14 protein-coding genes are annotated in these 13,747 nt (G+C 72.2%); 7 read left to right on the plus strand and 7 right to left on the minus strand.

The window, feature by feature from the left end:
- The first annotated feature begins 54 nt into the window (after positions 1–54).
- Positions 55–1,896 (plus strand): ABC transporter ATP-binding protein, encoded by a 1,842-nt coding sequence (locus tag ACCP09_RS03625; protein WP_433743156.1) that lies wholly within the window; start codon positions 55–57, stop codon positions 1,894–1,896.
- Here ACCP09_RS03625 and ACCP09_RS03630 read toward each other — a convergent pair.
- Complete coding sequence (locus tag ACCP09_RS03630; protein ID WP_433743139.1) at positions 1,845–3,050, minus strand: MFS transporter; 1,206 nt, start codon at positions 3,048–3,050, stop codon at positions 1,845–1,847. The two genes, ACCP09_RS03625 and ACCP09_RS03630, sit on opposite strands and share 52 nt — an antisense overlap.
- A gap of 78 nt (positions 3,051–3,128) precedes the next feature.
- Between ACCP09_RS03630 and ACCP09_RS03635 the strand changes: the two genes are divergently transcribed.
- Positions 3,129–3,461 (plus strand): ArsR/SmtB family transcription factor, encoded by a 333-nt coding sequence (locus tag ACCP09_RS03635; protein WP_027931938.1) that lies wholly within the window; start codon positions 3,129–3,131, stop codon positions 3,459–3,461.
- On the opposite strand, the gene ACCP09_RS03640 is transcribed toward ACCP09_RS03635, so the two are convergent.
- Complete coding sequence (locus ACCP09_RS03640) at positions 3,445–3,885, minus strand: GNAT family N-acetyltransferase (protein ID WP_323807256.1); 441 nt, start codon at positions 3,883–3,885, stop codon at positions 3,445–3,447. The genes ACCP09_RS03635 and ACCP09_RS03640 overlap by 17 nt on opposite strands.
- A gap of 50 nt (positions 3,886–3,935) precedes the next feature.
- Between ACCP09_RS03640 and ACCP09_RS03645 the strand changes: the two genes are divergently transcribed.
- Positions 3,936–5,426 (plus strand): acyl-CoA synthetase, encoded by a 1,491-nt coding sequence (locus tag ACCP09_RS03645; RefSeq protein ID WP_433743141.1) that lies wholly within the window; start codon positions 3,936–3,938, stop codon positions 5,424–5,426.
- Here ACCP09_RS03645 and ACCP09_RS03650 read toward each other — a convergent pair.
- The 5 genes from ACCP09_RS03650 to ACCP09_RS03670 form a co-directional block, all read right to left on the minus strand.
- Entirely contained in the window at positions 5,395–5,805 is a 411-nt protein-coding gene (locus tag ACCP09_RS03650) for a DUF5994 family protein (RefSeq protein ID WP_433743143.1), read from the minus strand. The two genes, ACCP09_RS03645 and ACCP09_RS03650, sit on opposite strands and share 32 nt — an antisense overlap.
- Before the next feature lie 134 nt (positions 5,806–5,939).
- On the minus strand, positions 5,940–6,959 hold the full coding sequence (locus ACCP09_RS03655; protein ID WP_433743145.1) for a fatty acid desaturase family protein: 1,020 nt from the start codon (positions 6,957–6,959) through the stop codon (positions 5,940–5,942).
- Positions 6,956–7,120 (minus strand): hypothetical protein, encoded by a 165-nt coding sequence (locus ACCP09_RS03660; protein WP_167344601.1) that lies wholly within the window; start codon positions 7,118–7,120, stop codon positions 6,956–6,958. The genes ACCP09_RS03655 and ACCP09_RS03660 overlap by 4 nt, the downstream gene beginning before the upstream one ends.
- 237 nt (positions 7,121–7,357) lie before the next feature.
- Positions 7,358–8,398 carry an MBL fold metallo-hydrolase gene (locus ACCP09_RS03665; RefSeq protein WP_433743148.1) on the minus strand — a complete coding sequence of 347 codons (1,041 nt, stop codon included), beginning with the start codon at positions 8,396–8,398 and terminating at the stop codon, positions 7,358–7,360.
- A gap of 86 nt (positions 8,399–8,484) precedes the next feature.
- Complete coding sequence (locus ACCP09_RS03670; RefSeq protein ID WP_433743149.1) at positions 8,485–9,030, minus strand: hypothetical protein; 546 nt, start codon at positions 9,028–9,030, stop codon at positions 8,485–8,487.
- 180 nt (positions 9,031–9,210) lie between these two features.
- Between ACCP09_RS03670 and ACCP09_RS03675 the strand changes: the two genes are divergently transcribed.
- The 4 genes from ACCP09_RS03675 (at position 9,211) to ACCP09_RS03690 (ending at position 13,635) form a co-directional block, all read left to right on the plus strand.
- Positions 9,211–10,233 (plus strand): methionine synthase, encoded by a 1,023-nt coding sequence (locus ACCP09_RS03675; RefSeq protein WP_378334446.1) that lies wholly within the window; start codon positions 9,211–9,213, stop codon positions 10,231–10,233.
- Between the two features lie 10 nt (positions 10,234–10,243).
- Positions 10,244–10,948 carry a hypothetical protein gene (locus ACCP09_RS03680; protein WP_433743152.1) on the plus strand — a complete coding sequence of 235 codons (705 nt, stop codon included), beginning with the start codon at positions 10,244–10,246 and terminating at the stop codon, positions 10,946–10,948.
- A gap of 11 nt (positions 10,949–10,959) precedes the next feature.
- Entirely contained in the window at positions 10,960–13,080 is a 2,121-nt protein-coding gene (ligA, locus tag ACCP09_RS03685) for an NAD-dependent DNA ligase LigA (protein WP_433743154.1), read from the plus strand.
- A 63-nt stretch (positions 13,081–13,143) separates the two neighbouring features.
- Complete coding sequence (locus ACCP09_RS03690; protein WP_123683560.1) at positions 13,144–13,635, plus strand: GNAT family N-acetyltransferase; 492 nt, start codon at positions 13,144–13,146, stop codon at positions 13,633–13,635.
- The last annotated feature ends 112 nt before the right edge of the window (positions 13,636–13,747 follow it).

The following is a 13,747-nucleotide window of genomic DNA, read 5'->3' on the forward strand; positions in this document are numbered from 1 at the left end:
CCCGCCGGGCCGGTGCAGAAGCCGAAGAGCTTCGGCGAGGGCGCCCGCCGCCTGATGGGCAGGCTGCGCCCGGAGCGGCTCACGCTCGTGTTCGTGGTCGCGCTCGGCGTCGCGAGCGTCGCGTTCACCGTGGTGGGGCCGAAGATCCTCGGTCACGCCACCGACATCATCTTCGGCGGGTTCGTCTCCAGCCGCCTGCCCGCGGGCACCACCACCGAGCAGGCGATCGCGGCGGCGCGCGCGGAGGGCAACACCAACCTCGCCGACATGCTCGCGAGGATGGACGTGGTGCCCGGCGCGGGCATCGACTTCGCCGCGCTCGGCCGGGTGCTGTCCTGGGTGCTGGTGCTGTACGTGGCGGCGTCGGTGTTCGGCTGGCTGCAGGGCTACCTGCTCAACGGCGCGGTGCAGCGCGTGGTGTACCGGCTGCGCGAGGACGTCGAGGCGAAGCTGCACCGGTTGCCGTTGCGGTACTTCGACGGGCAGCCGCGCGGGGAGCTGCTGTCCCGCGTCACCAACGACATCGACAACATCGCGCTGACGCTGCAGCAGACCCTGAGCCAGCTGCTCACGTCGCTGCTGTCGCTGATCGGCGTGCTGGTGATGATGTTCGTGGTGTCGCCGCTGCTCGCCGTGATCGCGTTGCTGGTCGTGCCCGCGTCGATCGTGCTGACCAGGGTGATCGGGAAGCGTTCGCAGAAGCTGTTCGTGGCCCAGTGGAAGCACACCGGCGCCCTCAACGCGCACATCGAGGAGGCGTTCAGCGGGCACGAGCTGGTCACGGTGTTCGGCCGGCGCCGCGAGGTGGAGCAGGAGTTCGGGCGCCGCAACGCCGACCTCTACCGGGCCGGCATGGGCGCGCAGTTCATCTCCGGGATCATCATGCCGGCGATGATGTTCCTGTCGAACCTCAGCTACGTCGTGCTGGCGGTCGTCGGCGGGCTGCGGGTCGCGACGGGGACGATGACGCTCGGCGACGTGCAGGCGTTCCTGCAGTACTCGCGCCAGTTCACGCAGCCGCTGACCCAGGCGGCGTCGCTGGCGAACCTGCTGCAGTCCGGCGTCGCCTCCGCCGAGCGGGTCTTCGAGCTGCTCGACGCGGCGGAGCAGGAGCCGGACACCGCGTCCCCGGTCCTGCCGGAGCGGCGCCGGGGCCGGGTGGAGTTCGAGCACGTGGACTTCTCCTACGACCCGCAGCGGCCGCTCATCGAGGACCTGTCACTGGTCGCCGAGCCGGGGCAGACGGTGGCGATCGTCGGGCCGACCGGGGCGGGCAAGACCACGCTGGTGAACCTGATCATGCGGTTCTACGAGCTGGACGCCGGGCGGATCACGCTCGACGGCGTGGACATCACCGCGATGACCCGCGACGACCTGCGTGGCCAGACCGGGATGGTGCTGCAGGACACCTGGCTGTTCAACGGCACGATCCGGGACAACATCGCCTACGGCAACCCATCGGCGACGCCGGAGCAGGTGGAGGCGGCCGCGCGGGCCACGTTCGTGGACCGGTTCGTGCGCAGCCTGCCCGACGGCTACGACACGGTGATCGACGACGAGGGCACCAACCTCAGCGCGGGGGAGAAGCAGCTGGTGACGATCGCGCGGGCGTTCCTCGCCGACCCGTCGCTGCTGATCCTCGACGAGGCCACCAGCTCGGTCGACACCCGCACCGAGGCGCTGCTGCAGCAGGCGATGGCGGCGCTGCGCACCGACCGCACGTCGTTCGTGATCGCGCACCGCCTGTCCACGATCCGCGACGCCGACCTCATCCTGGTGATGGAGTCGGGGCGGATCGTGGAGCAGGGCACGCACGAGGAGCTGCTCGCCGCGGGCGGCGCCTACTACCGGCTGTACTCGGCGCAGTTCCGCAGCCCGGTGGAGGCGGCGACCTGACGGGCAGGGCGGCCTCGTCCCGCGACGAGGCCGCCCGCCAAGGCCGCGGCGATCACGACGGCGCCGAACGCGGTCGCGCCGGTCGCGAGGCCGGCGGCGTCGCTGAGGAACCCGGCGGCGAGCGGCAGGACCGCGGCGGGCACGTAGCCGCCGACGTTCTGCGCGGCGGTCGCCTCGGCGAGCCGGTTCGCCGGGACGCTCGCGTTGATCAGGGTGAGGCCGCCGAACTGGCCCATGCCCTGACCGGTCCCGGCGAGCACCGCGGCGACCGCCAGCAGGGCCGGCGACGCGGTCTGCAGGGAGACGACCAGCGCGACCATGCCGGCCGTGGTCGAGGCGGCGCCGGCGAGCAGGATCGCCCGCACCGGCAGGCCGCGCACCGCGAACTGAACGCCCGTCGCGCCGAGGAACATGACGAACGCGAGTGCCCCGGCGACGATCCGGTTGGTGGTGTCCAGCAGTTCGGTGAGGACGGACGGGCCGAGCGAGAGCACAAACGAAGTGGCCGTGATGCCCGGCGCGAACACGGCGACGCCGCGCAGGACCGCGCTGCGGCCGGCGGGGTGGACCTGCGGGATCCGGATCCAGGCGCGGGTGGTGCCCACCGGGCGGGGCAGCGGCAGCCGGGCGACGACGATCCCGGCGGAGACGAGCAGGACGATCTCGGCGAGGAAGATCGTCACCGTCGGCCCCGGCAGGGTTTCCGACGCGACACCGGCCAGCAGCGGCCCGAGACCGGCGCCGAGAACCATCGCGGTCGACGACGCCAGCGCCGCGGTCTTGCCCTCTCCCGGGGCGACGTCGTTCACCGCGGCCATGCCCGCGGAGACGGCGGCGCCCACCGCGAGCCCGGTGAGGAACCGCGCGACCGCGAGCACGAGCACCGAACCTGCCGTCGCGAAGAGGACGCACGCCATGATGCCCAGCGCGAGCGCGGGCAGCAGGACCGGTTTGCGCCCGATCCGGTCCGAGAGCACACCCGCGACCAGGAGCGCGGCGAGCAGGCCCGCGATGTAGCACGCGAAGACGACTGTCAGGACGCCGGCGGAGAAGCCGAGTTCGCGTTGCCACAGCACGTAGACCGGGGTCGGGGCGTTGGACAGGACGAACACGGCGAGGACCGGCCAGGCGGCGAGCCAGGCGGTGCGTTTCACGATCTCCTCCTAGTTCGAGTTTTGTCGTACTAGTTGGAAGATAGTCGAACTGGCCCTCAGTACGATATTATTCGTACTGTGACGGAGGAGACGTTGCCGCAGCCGGCCCGGGAGGACCTGCGCCTAGAGGTGGTGCTGTCCGCGCTGAGCGACCCCCTGCGGCTCGGGATGGTGCGGAAGTTGCTGCTGGAGTCGCCGGGCGTGCCGCGCTCGTGCGGCTGGTTCGGGATCGACCGCCCGAAGTCGACGCTGACCCACCACTTCAAGCTGCTGCGCGAGGCCGGCGTGACGACCCAGCGGCAGTACGGCCTGGAGCGCCGCAGCGAGGTGCGCGTCGCCGACCTCGACGCGCGGTTCCCGGGCCTGCTCGACCTGGTGCGGAACTGGGAGCCGCCTACAGCGGCAGCTTGAAGCCCAGGTGGGTGGCCTCGAAGCCGAGCCGCTCGTAGAAGCGGTGCGCGCGGGTGCGGGAGGCGTCGGAGGTGAACTGCACCAGCGCGCAGCCCCGCCGCCGGGACTCCTCGACCGCCCACTCCATCAGCGCCGCCCCGAGCCCGCCGCCGCGCTGGTCGGACCGCACCCGCACGCCCTCGACCAGCGCCCGCGTCGCGCCGCGGCGGGACAGGCCCGGGATGAACGTCAGCTGCAGCGTGCCCACCACCTCGCCGTCCCGCTCCGCGACCACCAGCAGCTGGCCGGGATCGGCGTCGATCGCCTCGAACGCCCGCAGGTAGGCCGGGTCGCCGGGCGCCTCCCGCTGCGCGCCGAGGTCGTCGTCGGCCAGCATCGCCACGATCTCCTCGACATCGGAGCGCCGAGCACGTCTAATGTGGATCTCACTCACGACAGTCGAGTATGGCACCGGCGCCGAAGGAGGAGTCCCCCTTGACCACGCTCCGCTCCAGCACCGTCGCGGACATCCTCCGGCGCAGCGCCGCGCGCTGGCCTGCCCGTGTCGCGCTGAAGTTCGCCGACCGGGCCTGGACCTACGCCGAACTCGACGCGGCCGTCACCCGCGCCGCCGCGCACCTGCTCGGCCTGGGACTGGCCAAGGGCGACCGGGTCGCCGCGTACGGCAAGAACTCCGACGCCTACCTGATCGGCTTCCTCGCCTGCGCCCGCGCCGGGCTCGTGCACGTGCCCGTCAACTACAACCTGACCGGCGACGAGCTGGCCTACCTGGTGGAGCAGTCCGGCAGCCGAGTCGCGCTCGCCGACCCCGCACTGGCGGGCAACCTGCCGCCGCTGGAGCAGGTGGTGCCGCTGCGCGACGCCGAGGGCGCGCTGGTCGCACTGTCCGGTGAGGCGCCCGCGCTGGACGTCGACGTGGCCGACGGCGACCTCGTGCAGCTGCTGTACACCTCCGGCACGACGTCCCGCCCCAAGGGCGCGATGATGACCCACCGCGCGCTGGTGCACGAGTACCTCTCGTGCATCACCGGCCTCGACCTCACCGCGGACGACGACCCGCTGCACGTCATGCCGCTCTACCACTCGGCGCAGATGCACGTGTTCCTCGTCCCGTGGCTGGCCGTCGGCGCGACGAACACCCTGCTGGAAACCCCGGATCCGACGGACATCCTGCGCAGGCTCGCCGAGGACCGGCACGGCGCGTTCTTCGCCGCGCCGACGCTGTGGGTCGCGCTGGCCAACCACCCCGACTTCGGCTCGCGGGACCTGAGCGCGCTGCGCAAGGCGTACTACGGCGCGTCGATCATGCCGGGGCCGGTGCTCGACCGCCTCCGCCAGGCCATGCCGGAGCTCGGTTTCTACAACTGCTTCGGGCAGTCCGAAATCGGCCCGCTGGCGACGATCCTGCGCCCGGAGGACCACGCCGAGCGCCCCGACTCGGCGGGCCGTCCGGCGCTGTTCGTGGAGCTGCGGGTGGTGGACGCCGAGGGCAACGACGTGGCGCCGGGCGAGTCCGGCGAATGCGTCTACCGGAGCCCCCAGCTGTGCGAGGGGTACTGGGACAAGCCCGAGGAGACGGCGGAAGCCTTCCACGGAGGCTGGTTCCACTCCGGCGATCTGGTGCGGATCGACGAAGAGGGCTACATCTACGTCGTCGACCGCATCAAGGACGTGATCAACACCGGCGGCGTGCTGGTGGCGTCCCGCGAGGTGGAGGACGCGCTCTACACGCACCCGGCGGTCGCCGAAGCCGCGGTGATCGGCGTCCCGGACGAGAAGTGGATCGAAGCGATCACCGCCGTTGTGGTGTCCAAAGAGGATGTCGCGCCGGAGGAGCTGATCGCCCACGTCCGGGCACGGCTGTCCGCGTTCAAGGTGCCGAAGGCGGTCCGGTTCGTCCCGGACCTGCCGCGCAACGCCTCGGGCAAGATCCTCAAGCGCGAGCTGCGGGAGCAGTTCTCCTGAGCTCGTCGCCGATCAGGCTGTCCACAGTGTCGTCGCCGCCCGGCCGGGACGCGTCACGCATCGCCTTCGCCGCGGCGGCGTCGTTGGTGTCCGGCGGCACGACCAACAGCGTCAGGCGGCGCGTGCCCGTGCCGACCAGCGTGACGGTGCCGGGGCGCTGCGACCGGAACCCGTCCAGCCGCACCGTGCGCCCGCCGGTGGCGAGCTTGGTGCCGGTGGGGTTCCAGCCGTCCAGGTGGTAGGTCGACCGCTCGACGGCGCCCAGCCGGGTCGCCAGCGCCGCGAGCAGCGCGGGCAATTCGGCGGACAGGTCCCGGGACCTGGGCCACCACGCGCCGTCGACCTGCCCGGTGGTGGCCGCCTCCGGCTTCAGCGTCATGCGCAGACTCGGCCCGGGCTGCCCGGCGGCCGTGGAAGTGGTGGATTTGGGTGAACCCGACGTCATGCCGGCGCTCCCGTCCCCGGCCGGAAGAACGGCCGGTGTGGTGCCGGAAAGTCCCGGCACCACGAACACTACACGGTCCGCAGCGGTGCGCCCGTTTCGTGCAGGTGCCGCAACACTTCGCGGTAGGACTGCACCAGGCCGGTTTCGCTGTAGGAGATCCCGTGCGCGGCGCAGAACCGCCGCACGATGGGCTGCGCGTGCCGCAGGTGCGGCCGGGGCATGCTGGGGAACAGGTGGTGCTCGATCTGGTAATTCAGCCCGCCGAGCAGGAAGTCGGTGAACCAGCCGCCGCGGATGTTGCGCGACGTCAGCACCTGCTTGCGCAGGAAGTCCGGTGACTCGCCGGTCACCGTCGGCATGCCCTTGTGGTTCGGGGCGAACGAGCATCCCATGTAGACACCCCAGAGCGCCTGGTGCACCACGACGAACAACACGGCGACGCCGGGCGACAGGACGAGGAACACGGCAGCGAGGTACCCCACGGTGTGGGCGACCAGCAGCGCGCCTTCGAGGCGCCGGGCCCTGGTCTCGCCCCGCCACACCGAACGGATGCCGGAGGCGTGCAGGCTCAGCCCCTCCAGCGTGAGCAGCGGGAAGAACAACACCGCCTGGTGCTTGGCCATCCAGCGGAGGAAACCCTGTTTGCGGCTCGCCTGCCCGCGGGTGAAGGCCAGCGCAGCGATGTCCAGGTCCGGGTCGTGTTCCTCGTGGTTGGGGTTCGCGTGGTGCCGGTTGTGCCCGGAGATCCACGACTGGTAGCTCATGCCGATCAGGCCGCCGTGCAGGGTCCCGAGCGCGTCGTTGGGGCGGCGCGTCCGGAAGATCTGCTTGTGCCCGGCGTCGTGCCCGAGGAACGCCAGCTGCGCCGAGACCACGGCGAGCAGCGCGGCGATCAGCAACTGCCACCAGCTGTCGCCGAGGAAGGCGAAGGCCGTCCAGGCGCCGGCGAAGACGAGGAGCGTGGTCGCAATCCGGCGGGCGTAGTAGCCGTGGCGTCGCCGCAGCAGCCCCGCGGCGCGGATCTCGCGTGACAGGGCGGCGTAGTCGCTGCCGGTCTTGGACGACGTGGGCGCCGTGGCGCCGGTCACCGGCGGCGGGTCGGGGCGGACGTCGGCGCCGCGAAGCGGACGTGCCGCGCGGGGGTGACGTCCACCTCGCCCGCGGTCCGCGCGGGCTCCTCGACCAGGGGGTGGCTGAACAGGACGGGCGCGGCCGCGTCCGGGGTACGGGTGTGACGGGTGGTCTGCATCAAGGTGAGCTCCTGGAGGGGTGGCCGGCGCCGTCCGGCGCGGCAGCCAAGTGGTGAGGACGGCCGGCCCGGGGAACAGCCCGTGACCGGCGGAGTCGATGGCAGCGGGGGGCGAGCATCAGCATCGCAGCAGGTTCACCGTTCCGGTGCTCCTCGCAACCGGCGTCGACGGCGACCGAACCCGCCCGCCGGCACCCACCCTACGCGAAGTCGCGTCCGGCCGTCCTCGCCGCCCGCTCAGGCCACCGAGTAGCGCCGCACCCCGTCCTCGACGAGCAGCGCCAGCTTGCCCTGGTGCACCAGCAGGTCGAGGTGCGCCGCGGTCTCCAGGACGGCCAGCATCTGGTTGAACACGTCCAGCTCGCCCAGCTTGCGCTGCCGTCGCGTCCAGCCCAGCCGCAGCGCGGACTCGTACGCGGTCGCGGCACCGTCCACAATGGTCGTCGCGATGACGTCGAGCCGCTGGGCGTGGTGGTCCAGCAGCTCGTCGACCCTGGCATGCACGCTGTCGGCCACCGGGCCGTGCGCGGGCAGCATCCGCCGGTCCGGCATGCCCCGCACCAGGCGCAGCGAGTCCAGGAAGTCGCGCAGCGGCATCTCCGCCACCGCGGGCTGGAAACCGATCGACGGCGTGATGTGCGGCAGCACGTGGTCGCCGGTGAACATCAGCCCCGCCGCGCCGTCGTCGAACACGACGTGCCCGGCCGTGTGCCCCGGCGTGTGCACGACGTCGAGCTGCCTGCTGGGCAGCACGGACCGGCGGCCCGGCGTGAGCCACTCGTCGGGCCGCTCCCAGATCGACGCCTCCGTGTTGCGGCCGTGGATCTCGAACACCCGCACCAGTTCGTCGGCCACCGGATCCGCGCCGCACATGCGCAGCGACCGGATCTGCCCGATGAGCGGCACCACGTCCGGGTCCGCCGTCATGCGCAGCGACGGTTCCTCCAGCGCGCCCAGCGCGATCCGCCCGCCGAACTCCCGCCGCAGCGCGACCGCCTGCGTGTAGTGGTCGCGGTGCACGTGGGTGACCAGGAACTGGCTCACGTCACCGAGTTCCGCGCCCAGCCCCTTGAGCGCGGCGGCGAGCTGCTCGCGCGCCTCGTCCAGCGCCCAGCCCGAATCGATGAGGACCAGGTCCGGCCCCTCGGTGAGGGCGTAGACGTTGACGGCCCGCAGCCCGTCGTTCGGCAGCGGCAACGGGATCCGGTGCACGCCCGGCGCCACGGTGTACAGGCCGGGCTCGCTCCACTCGGCGCTGCCTTCCGGAGTTGCTTCCACGAGACCTCATCGTCCTTTCCGACCCGGGAAATTTCACTTTGGAACTTCCCGGGTGGAATGTCCACCTGCCGTGGTTGAGACCCGTGTCACCCCGGCCGCAGCGCGGTGTCCACGGTCAGCGCCGCGGCGAGCACCAGGCTCGCCAGCGGATCCGTGAGCTGCGCGAACACCTCCACGACGTAGTCGCGGCCGTCCCCGTCCGCCGCGCGCGCCACTTCCCGGCCGGAGGCGTCGGTGATGCTGAACTCCCGCGTCCGCCGGTGCTCCAGCACCCCCGCCGCGCGGCCGTGGGCCGACAGGGTGAACCGGTCCGGCCCGTCGGGCTCGATTCCGCCGATCGGCGTGCCGTCCGCGCGCGTCACCAGAAAGCGCGAGTCGTGCGCCCGCACTTTCAGCACGACACTTCCGCCGGAGTCGCGCACGGCGAAACAGTTCGGGCGGAAGCGGGCGGATCCGGTGAGCGCCCACAACGCTTTCCGGAACGTGCCGTAATCGGCTTCCGCGACACTTCCCAGCGGCCGTCCGTGCTGGTCCCGCACGCCGGGTCCGGCCGCCCCGGCACGGTGGCTGACCACCAGGAAGGGCTCGGTGAACAGGGTGCCACCGCCCGCGTGCCGCGAACCGCTCGTCATGCCCGTCAAGGTTAGCCAGCGGAAATCAAGAACGGGAGACGACCGGGGAATTGCGGAGAAATGTCCGGTTGACCGGATTTACCGACATCGGCGCCTTTCCGCTATTTCTCCCGGCGCCATTTTCCGGGCCGCGCGCGGGGCCGCGGCGCGACCGGCGGGGCGGCCTTGGAGAATCGGGGTGTGAGCGAACACGTCTGGCCACCCGGTGCGGCCACCGCGGTGGGATCGATGCCCGGCGCCGACCCCGCGGAGGCGGCCGCCGTCGTCTTCGGCGAGCTGCCCGAGTTCCCGCACCTGCCGGAACTGCCTGCCCGGGGCGTCGGCGCGGACCTGATCGGCCGCACCGCCGCGATGCTGGTGGACCTCGCGATCGAGGTCGTGCCCAGCGGCTACCGGGTCGCGGCGCGGCCGGGGCGCGACCACCGGCGCGCGGTCGACCTGCTGCGCTGGGACCTCGACGCGGTCACCGAGGCGGGTGCCGCGCCCGTGATCAAGACGCAGCTGGCCGGGCCGTGGACGCTGGCCGCCGGGATCGAGCTGCCGCGCGGGCACCGCGTGCTCACCGACCGCGGCGCGGTGCGGGAGTTCGCTGAATCGGCGCTGGAGGGGCTCGCCGCGCACGTCGGGGAGCTCAAGGCGCGCACCGGCGCGGAGGTCGTGGTCCAGTTCGACGAGCCGACCCTGCCGGCCGTGCTGGCCGGTTCGCTGCCGACGCCGTCGGGATACGGCACCGTCCCGGCAGTCCCCGAGCCGGAGGCGCGGGAACTGCTGAGCCGCGTGATCGAGCGGGCGGGCGAGCTGACCGGGCAGCCGGTCGTCGTGCACTGCTGCGCCGCGCGTCCGCCGGTCGGCCTCCTGCACGCCGCGGGCGCGGGGGCGCTGGCGATCGACGCGACGCTGCTCGGCGGAGCGCCCTCGACCCTGCTCGACGAGCTGGGGGAGGCCTGGGACAGCGGGACCGTGCTGTTCCTCGGCCTGGTGCCGGCGCTGGAGCCGGCCAGGCGGCCCGCGTTGCGGGAGCTGGCGCAGCCCGCGCTGGCACTGGCCGACCGGCTCGGGTTCAACCGCTCGACGCTGGCCGACCGGGCGGTGCCGACGCCGACGTGCGGCTTCGCCGGGGCGACCGCGGACTGGGTGCGCCGCGCGCTGAAGCTGACCACGGATCTGGGCAAAGCGTTCGTGGAGCCGCCGGAAGGCTGGTAGGACCTACCCGATGCGATGGTTTCGACGACGGCGCCCGGAGGACGAGCTGCCCGACCCGCGCACGGCGTGGCCGGAGCAGGCGGTGCCGGACGACCCGGTGGCGGCCGCGGAACGCTTCTGGCGCCGCTGGGCGGAGATGCTGCCGGAGATCAGCGCGGCCCTGGGCGACCGCGAGCCGCAGCGCGTCGAGGGCGAGCTGGCCGCGGCCGTCGCCGAGCTGCACCCGCACCTGCACGTGTCACTCGAACGAGGGCAGCGGGCCATCTACGCCCTCGTGGTGAGCGGGCAGGAGGACCCGGCGCTGCGGCCGTTCACCGACGCGTGGAAGGCCGCCGCGCCGCCCGAGGACGCGATCTGGGAGTACCACGATTCGGTGCCGCCGGTGCCTGATCCGACGGGCGTGACGGTGAACCTCGGGACGCGCTCGGTCGCGCTGGCCGACGTCCGGGTCGCCGCGCAGGTGGACGAGGCCGAGGGGGTGGTCGACGTCGCGGTCCACCACCCGCTGCTGGGTGAACTCGACGCGGCCGCGCGGTCGGCGATGACGTTCCTGCCGCTGGACGCCACGCTCGGCGAACGCCTCGCGGCGGAACGGTTACGCAGGGTGGAGACGGCCGAGACCGAGCCCGCCGGCGCCATCACGCTCCTCGAACTGCGTGACCTGGTCCGTGGTCTGGACGAGGAACACCCGGAAACTGTCGGTGGTGCTGACTAAGCTGACGGACTGTGAGTGAGACTCCAGCCGCACAGGACGTCACCGAGGTTCCCGCCGAGGTCCGCGAGCGCCACGGCGCGCTCGCGGAAGAGGTGCGCGGGCACCAGTTCCGGTACTACGTGCTGGACTCGCCGGTCATCAGCGACGGCGAGTTCGACGCGCTGCTCAAGGAGCTGGAGCGGCTGGAGTCGGAGTACCCGGGGCTGGCCACGCCCGACTCGCCGACGCAGAACGTGGGCGGCACGTTCTCCACCGACTTCGTCGCGGTCGACCACCTCGAACGCATGATGAGCCTGGACAACGTCTTCGACGAGGACGAGTTGCGGGCGTGGGTGGACCGGGTGGAGCGCGAGGTCGGCGGGGCCACGCAGTACCTGTGCGAGCTCAAGATCGACGGCCTGGCCATCAACCTGCTGTACGAGAAGGGGCGGCTGGTCCGCGGGCTCACCCGCGGCGACGGGCGGACGGGTGAGGACGTCACGCTCAACGTTCGCACGCTCGAGCAGGTGCCGGAAACGCTGACCGGCACCGACGAGTACCCGGTGCCCGACCTGGTCGAGGTGCGCGGCGAGGTGTTCTTCCGGGTCGAGGACTTCGCGGAGCTCAACGCCCGGCTGGTCGAGGCGGGCAAGCCGCCGTTCGCGAACCCGCGCAACACCGCGGCCGGGTCGTTGCGGCAGAAGGACCCGAAGGTCACGCGCAGCCGCAAGCTGCGGCTGATCTGCCACGGCCTCGGCAAGCGCGAAGGTTTCGAGCCCGCCCGGCAGTCGGAGGCCTACGAGGCGCTGGCGGCGTGGGGGCTGCCGGTGTCCAGCCACACGAAGGTCGTCGACAAGGCGTCCGAACTGCTGGACCACATCCGGTACTGGGGCGAGCACCGGCACGACGCCGAGCACGAGATCGACGGCATCGTGGTGAAGGTCGACCAGGTGTCGCTGCAGCGGCGGCTGGGCAGCACGTCCCGCGCGCCGCGGTGGGCCATCGCCTACAAGTACCCGCCGGAGGAGGCGACCACCCGGCTGCTCGACATCCAGGTCAACGTCGGCCGCACCGGGCGGGTCACGCCGTTCGCGGTGATGGAGCCGGTGAAGGTGGCCGGGTCGACGGTGGCGATGGCGACGCTGCACAACGCGCAGGAGGTCAAGCGCAAGGGCGTGCTGATCGGCGACCGCGTGGTGATCCGCAAGGCGGGCGACGTGATCCCCGAGGTGCTCGGCCCCGTGGTCGACGTGCGCACCGGCGACGAGCGCGAGTTCATCATGCCCACGTTCTGCCCGGAGTGCGGCACGAAGCTGGCGCACCAGAAGGAGGGCGACGTCGACATCCGCTGCCCCAACGCGCGGTCGTGTCCCGCGCAGTTGCGGGAGCGGCTGTTCCACCTGGCCGGGCGCGGCGCGTTCGACATCGAGATGCTGGGCTACGAGGCGGCGACGGCGCTGCTGGAGTCCGGTGTGGTCGTCGACGAGGGCGACATCTTCGACCTGGACGAGGAGAAGCTGGGCCGGGTGGAGCTGTTCCGCACCAAGGCGGGGGAGCTGTCGGCGAACGGGCGCAAGCTGCTGGCCAACCTGGACAGCGCGAAAGACCGTCCACTGTGGCGGGTGCTGGTGGCGTTGTCGATCCGGCACGTCGGCCCCACCGCGGCGCAGGCGCTGGCGCGCGAGTTCGGCTCGCTGGATGCGATCGAGAACGCCGACGAGGCCGCGATGGCCGATGTGGACGGTGTCGGCCCGACGATCGCCGGGGCGTTGCGGGAGTGGTTCGCCGTCGACTGGCACCGCGAGGTGGTGGAGAAGTGGCGCCGCGCGGGGGTCCGGATGGCGGAGGAGCGCGACGAGTCGGTGCCGCGCACGCTGGAGGGCCTGTCGATCGTGGTGACCGGTTCGCTGAACACCTTCTCGCGCGACGAGGCCAAGGAGGCGATCATGTCGCGCGGCGGCAAGGCCGCGGGCTCGGTGTCGAAGAAGACGGCGTTCGTCGTGGTCGGCGACGCGCCGGGGTCCAAGTACGACAAGGCGGTGCAGCTGAAGGTCCCGATCCTCGACGAGGGCGGTTTCCAGGTGCTGCTGGACCGCGGCCCCGAGGCAGCCGCCGAGGTGGCGTTGCCGACGGAGGAGCCGGCCGGTGAGTGAGGCGCACGCCAGAGCGGTAGGGCCGGCCGTTGTGTCCGTAGTGATCTCAGCCGGAGGTGGCCGGTGAGCGAGGTGTCCGTCAGACCGGCGCGCCCCGAGGAGTATGCGGCCGTCGGCACCTTGACCGCCTCCGCCTACCTCGCGGACGGCCTGATCACCGCGGACGACGACTACGTGCGCGAACTGACCGACGCCGCCCACCGCGCCCAGCATGCCGAACTCCTGGTCGCCACCGACGACGACGGCCTGCTCGGCTCGGTCACGATCGTCCACCCGGGAACGCACTACTCCGAAATCGCCCGCGACGGTGAGCTGGAGTTCCGGATGCTGGCCACCGCACCGGCCGCCCGGGGCCGCGGCGTCGGCGAGGCCCTCACGCGAGCGGTGCTCGACCGGGCGCGTGCCATCGGCGCCCGCGCCGTGGTGATGTCCAGTCTGGACGCCATGCAGACCGCCCACCGCCTCTACACCCGGCTCGGTTTCAGCCGCCTGCCGGAGCGGGATTGGGAGCCGTTGCCGGGTTTGTGGTTGCGGGCTTTCCGGCTGCTTCTGTGAGGCGCTGACGGCGGAGCCGGTGCCGGAGCCGGTGCCGTGGTGCTGGTCAGGCCGCCTCGAGGAGCGGGTGGGTTCAGCCGGCGGCAGGCTCGGGAGCTGTTGCCGGGTTTGT

The sequence above is a fragment of the Amycolatopsis sp. 3B14 genome (genome assembly GCF_050958625.1).
GTDB lineage: Bacteria > Actinomycetota > Actinomycetes > Mycobacteriales > Pseudonocardiaceae > Amycolatopsis_E > Amycolatopsis_E thermoflava.

Excerpts from the sequence above, each read along its gene's own strand:
- ACCP09_RS03625 (WP_433743156.1), top strand. The coding sequence starts at position 55 with ATGGGCAGGCTGCGCCCGGAGCGGCTCACGCTCGTGTTCGTGGTCGCG.
- ACCP09_RS03650 (WP_433743143.1), bottom strand. The coding sequence starts at position 5,805 with ATGACGCTGAAGCCGGAGGCGGCCACCACCGGGCAGGTCGACGGCGCG.
- ACCP09_RS03660 (WP_167344601.1), bottom strand. The coding sequence starts at position 7,120 with ATGCAGACCACCCGTCACACCCGTACCCCGGACGCGGCCGCGCCCGTC.
- ACCP09_RS03670 (WP_433743149.1), bottom strand. The coding sequence starts at position 9,030 with ATGACGAGCGGTTCGCGGCACGCGGGCGGTGGCACCCTGTTCACCGAG.
- ACCP09_RS03680 (WP_433743152.1), top strand. The coding sequence starts at position 10,244 with ATGCGATGGTTTCGACGACGGCGCCCGGAGGACGAGCTGCCCGACCCG.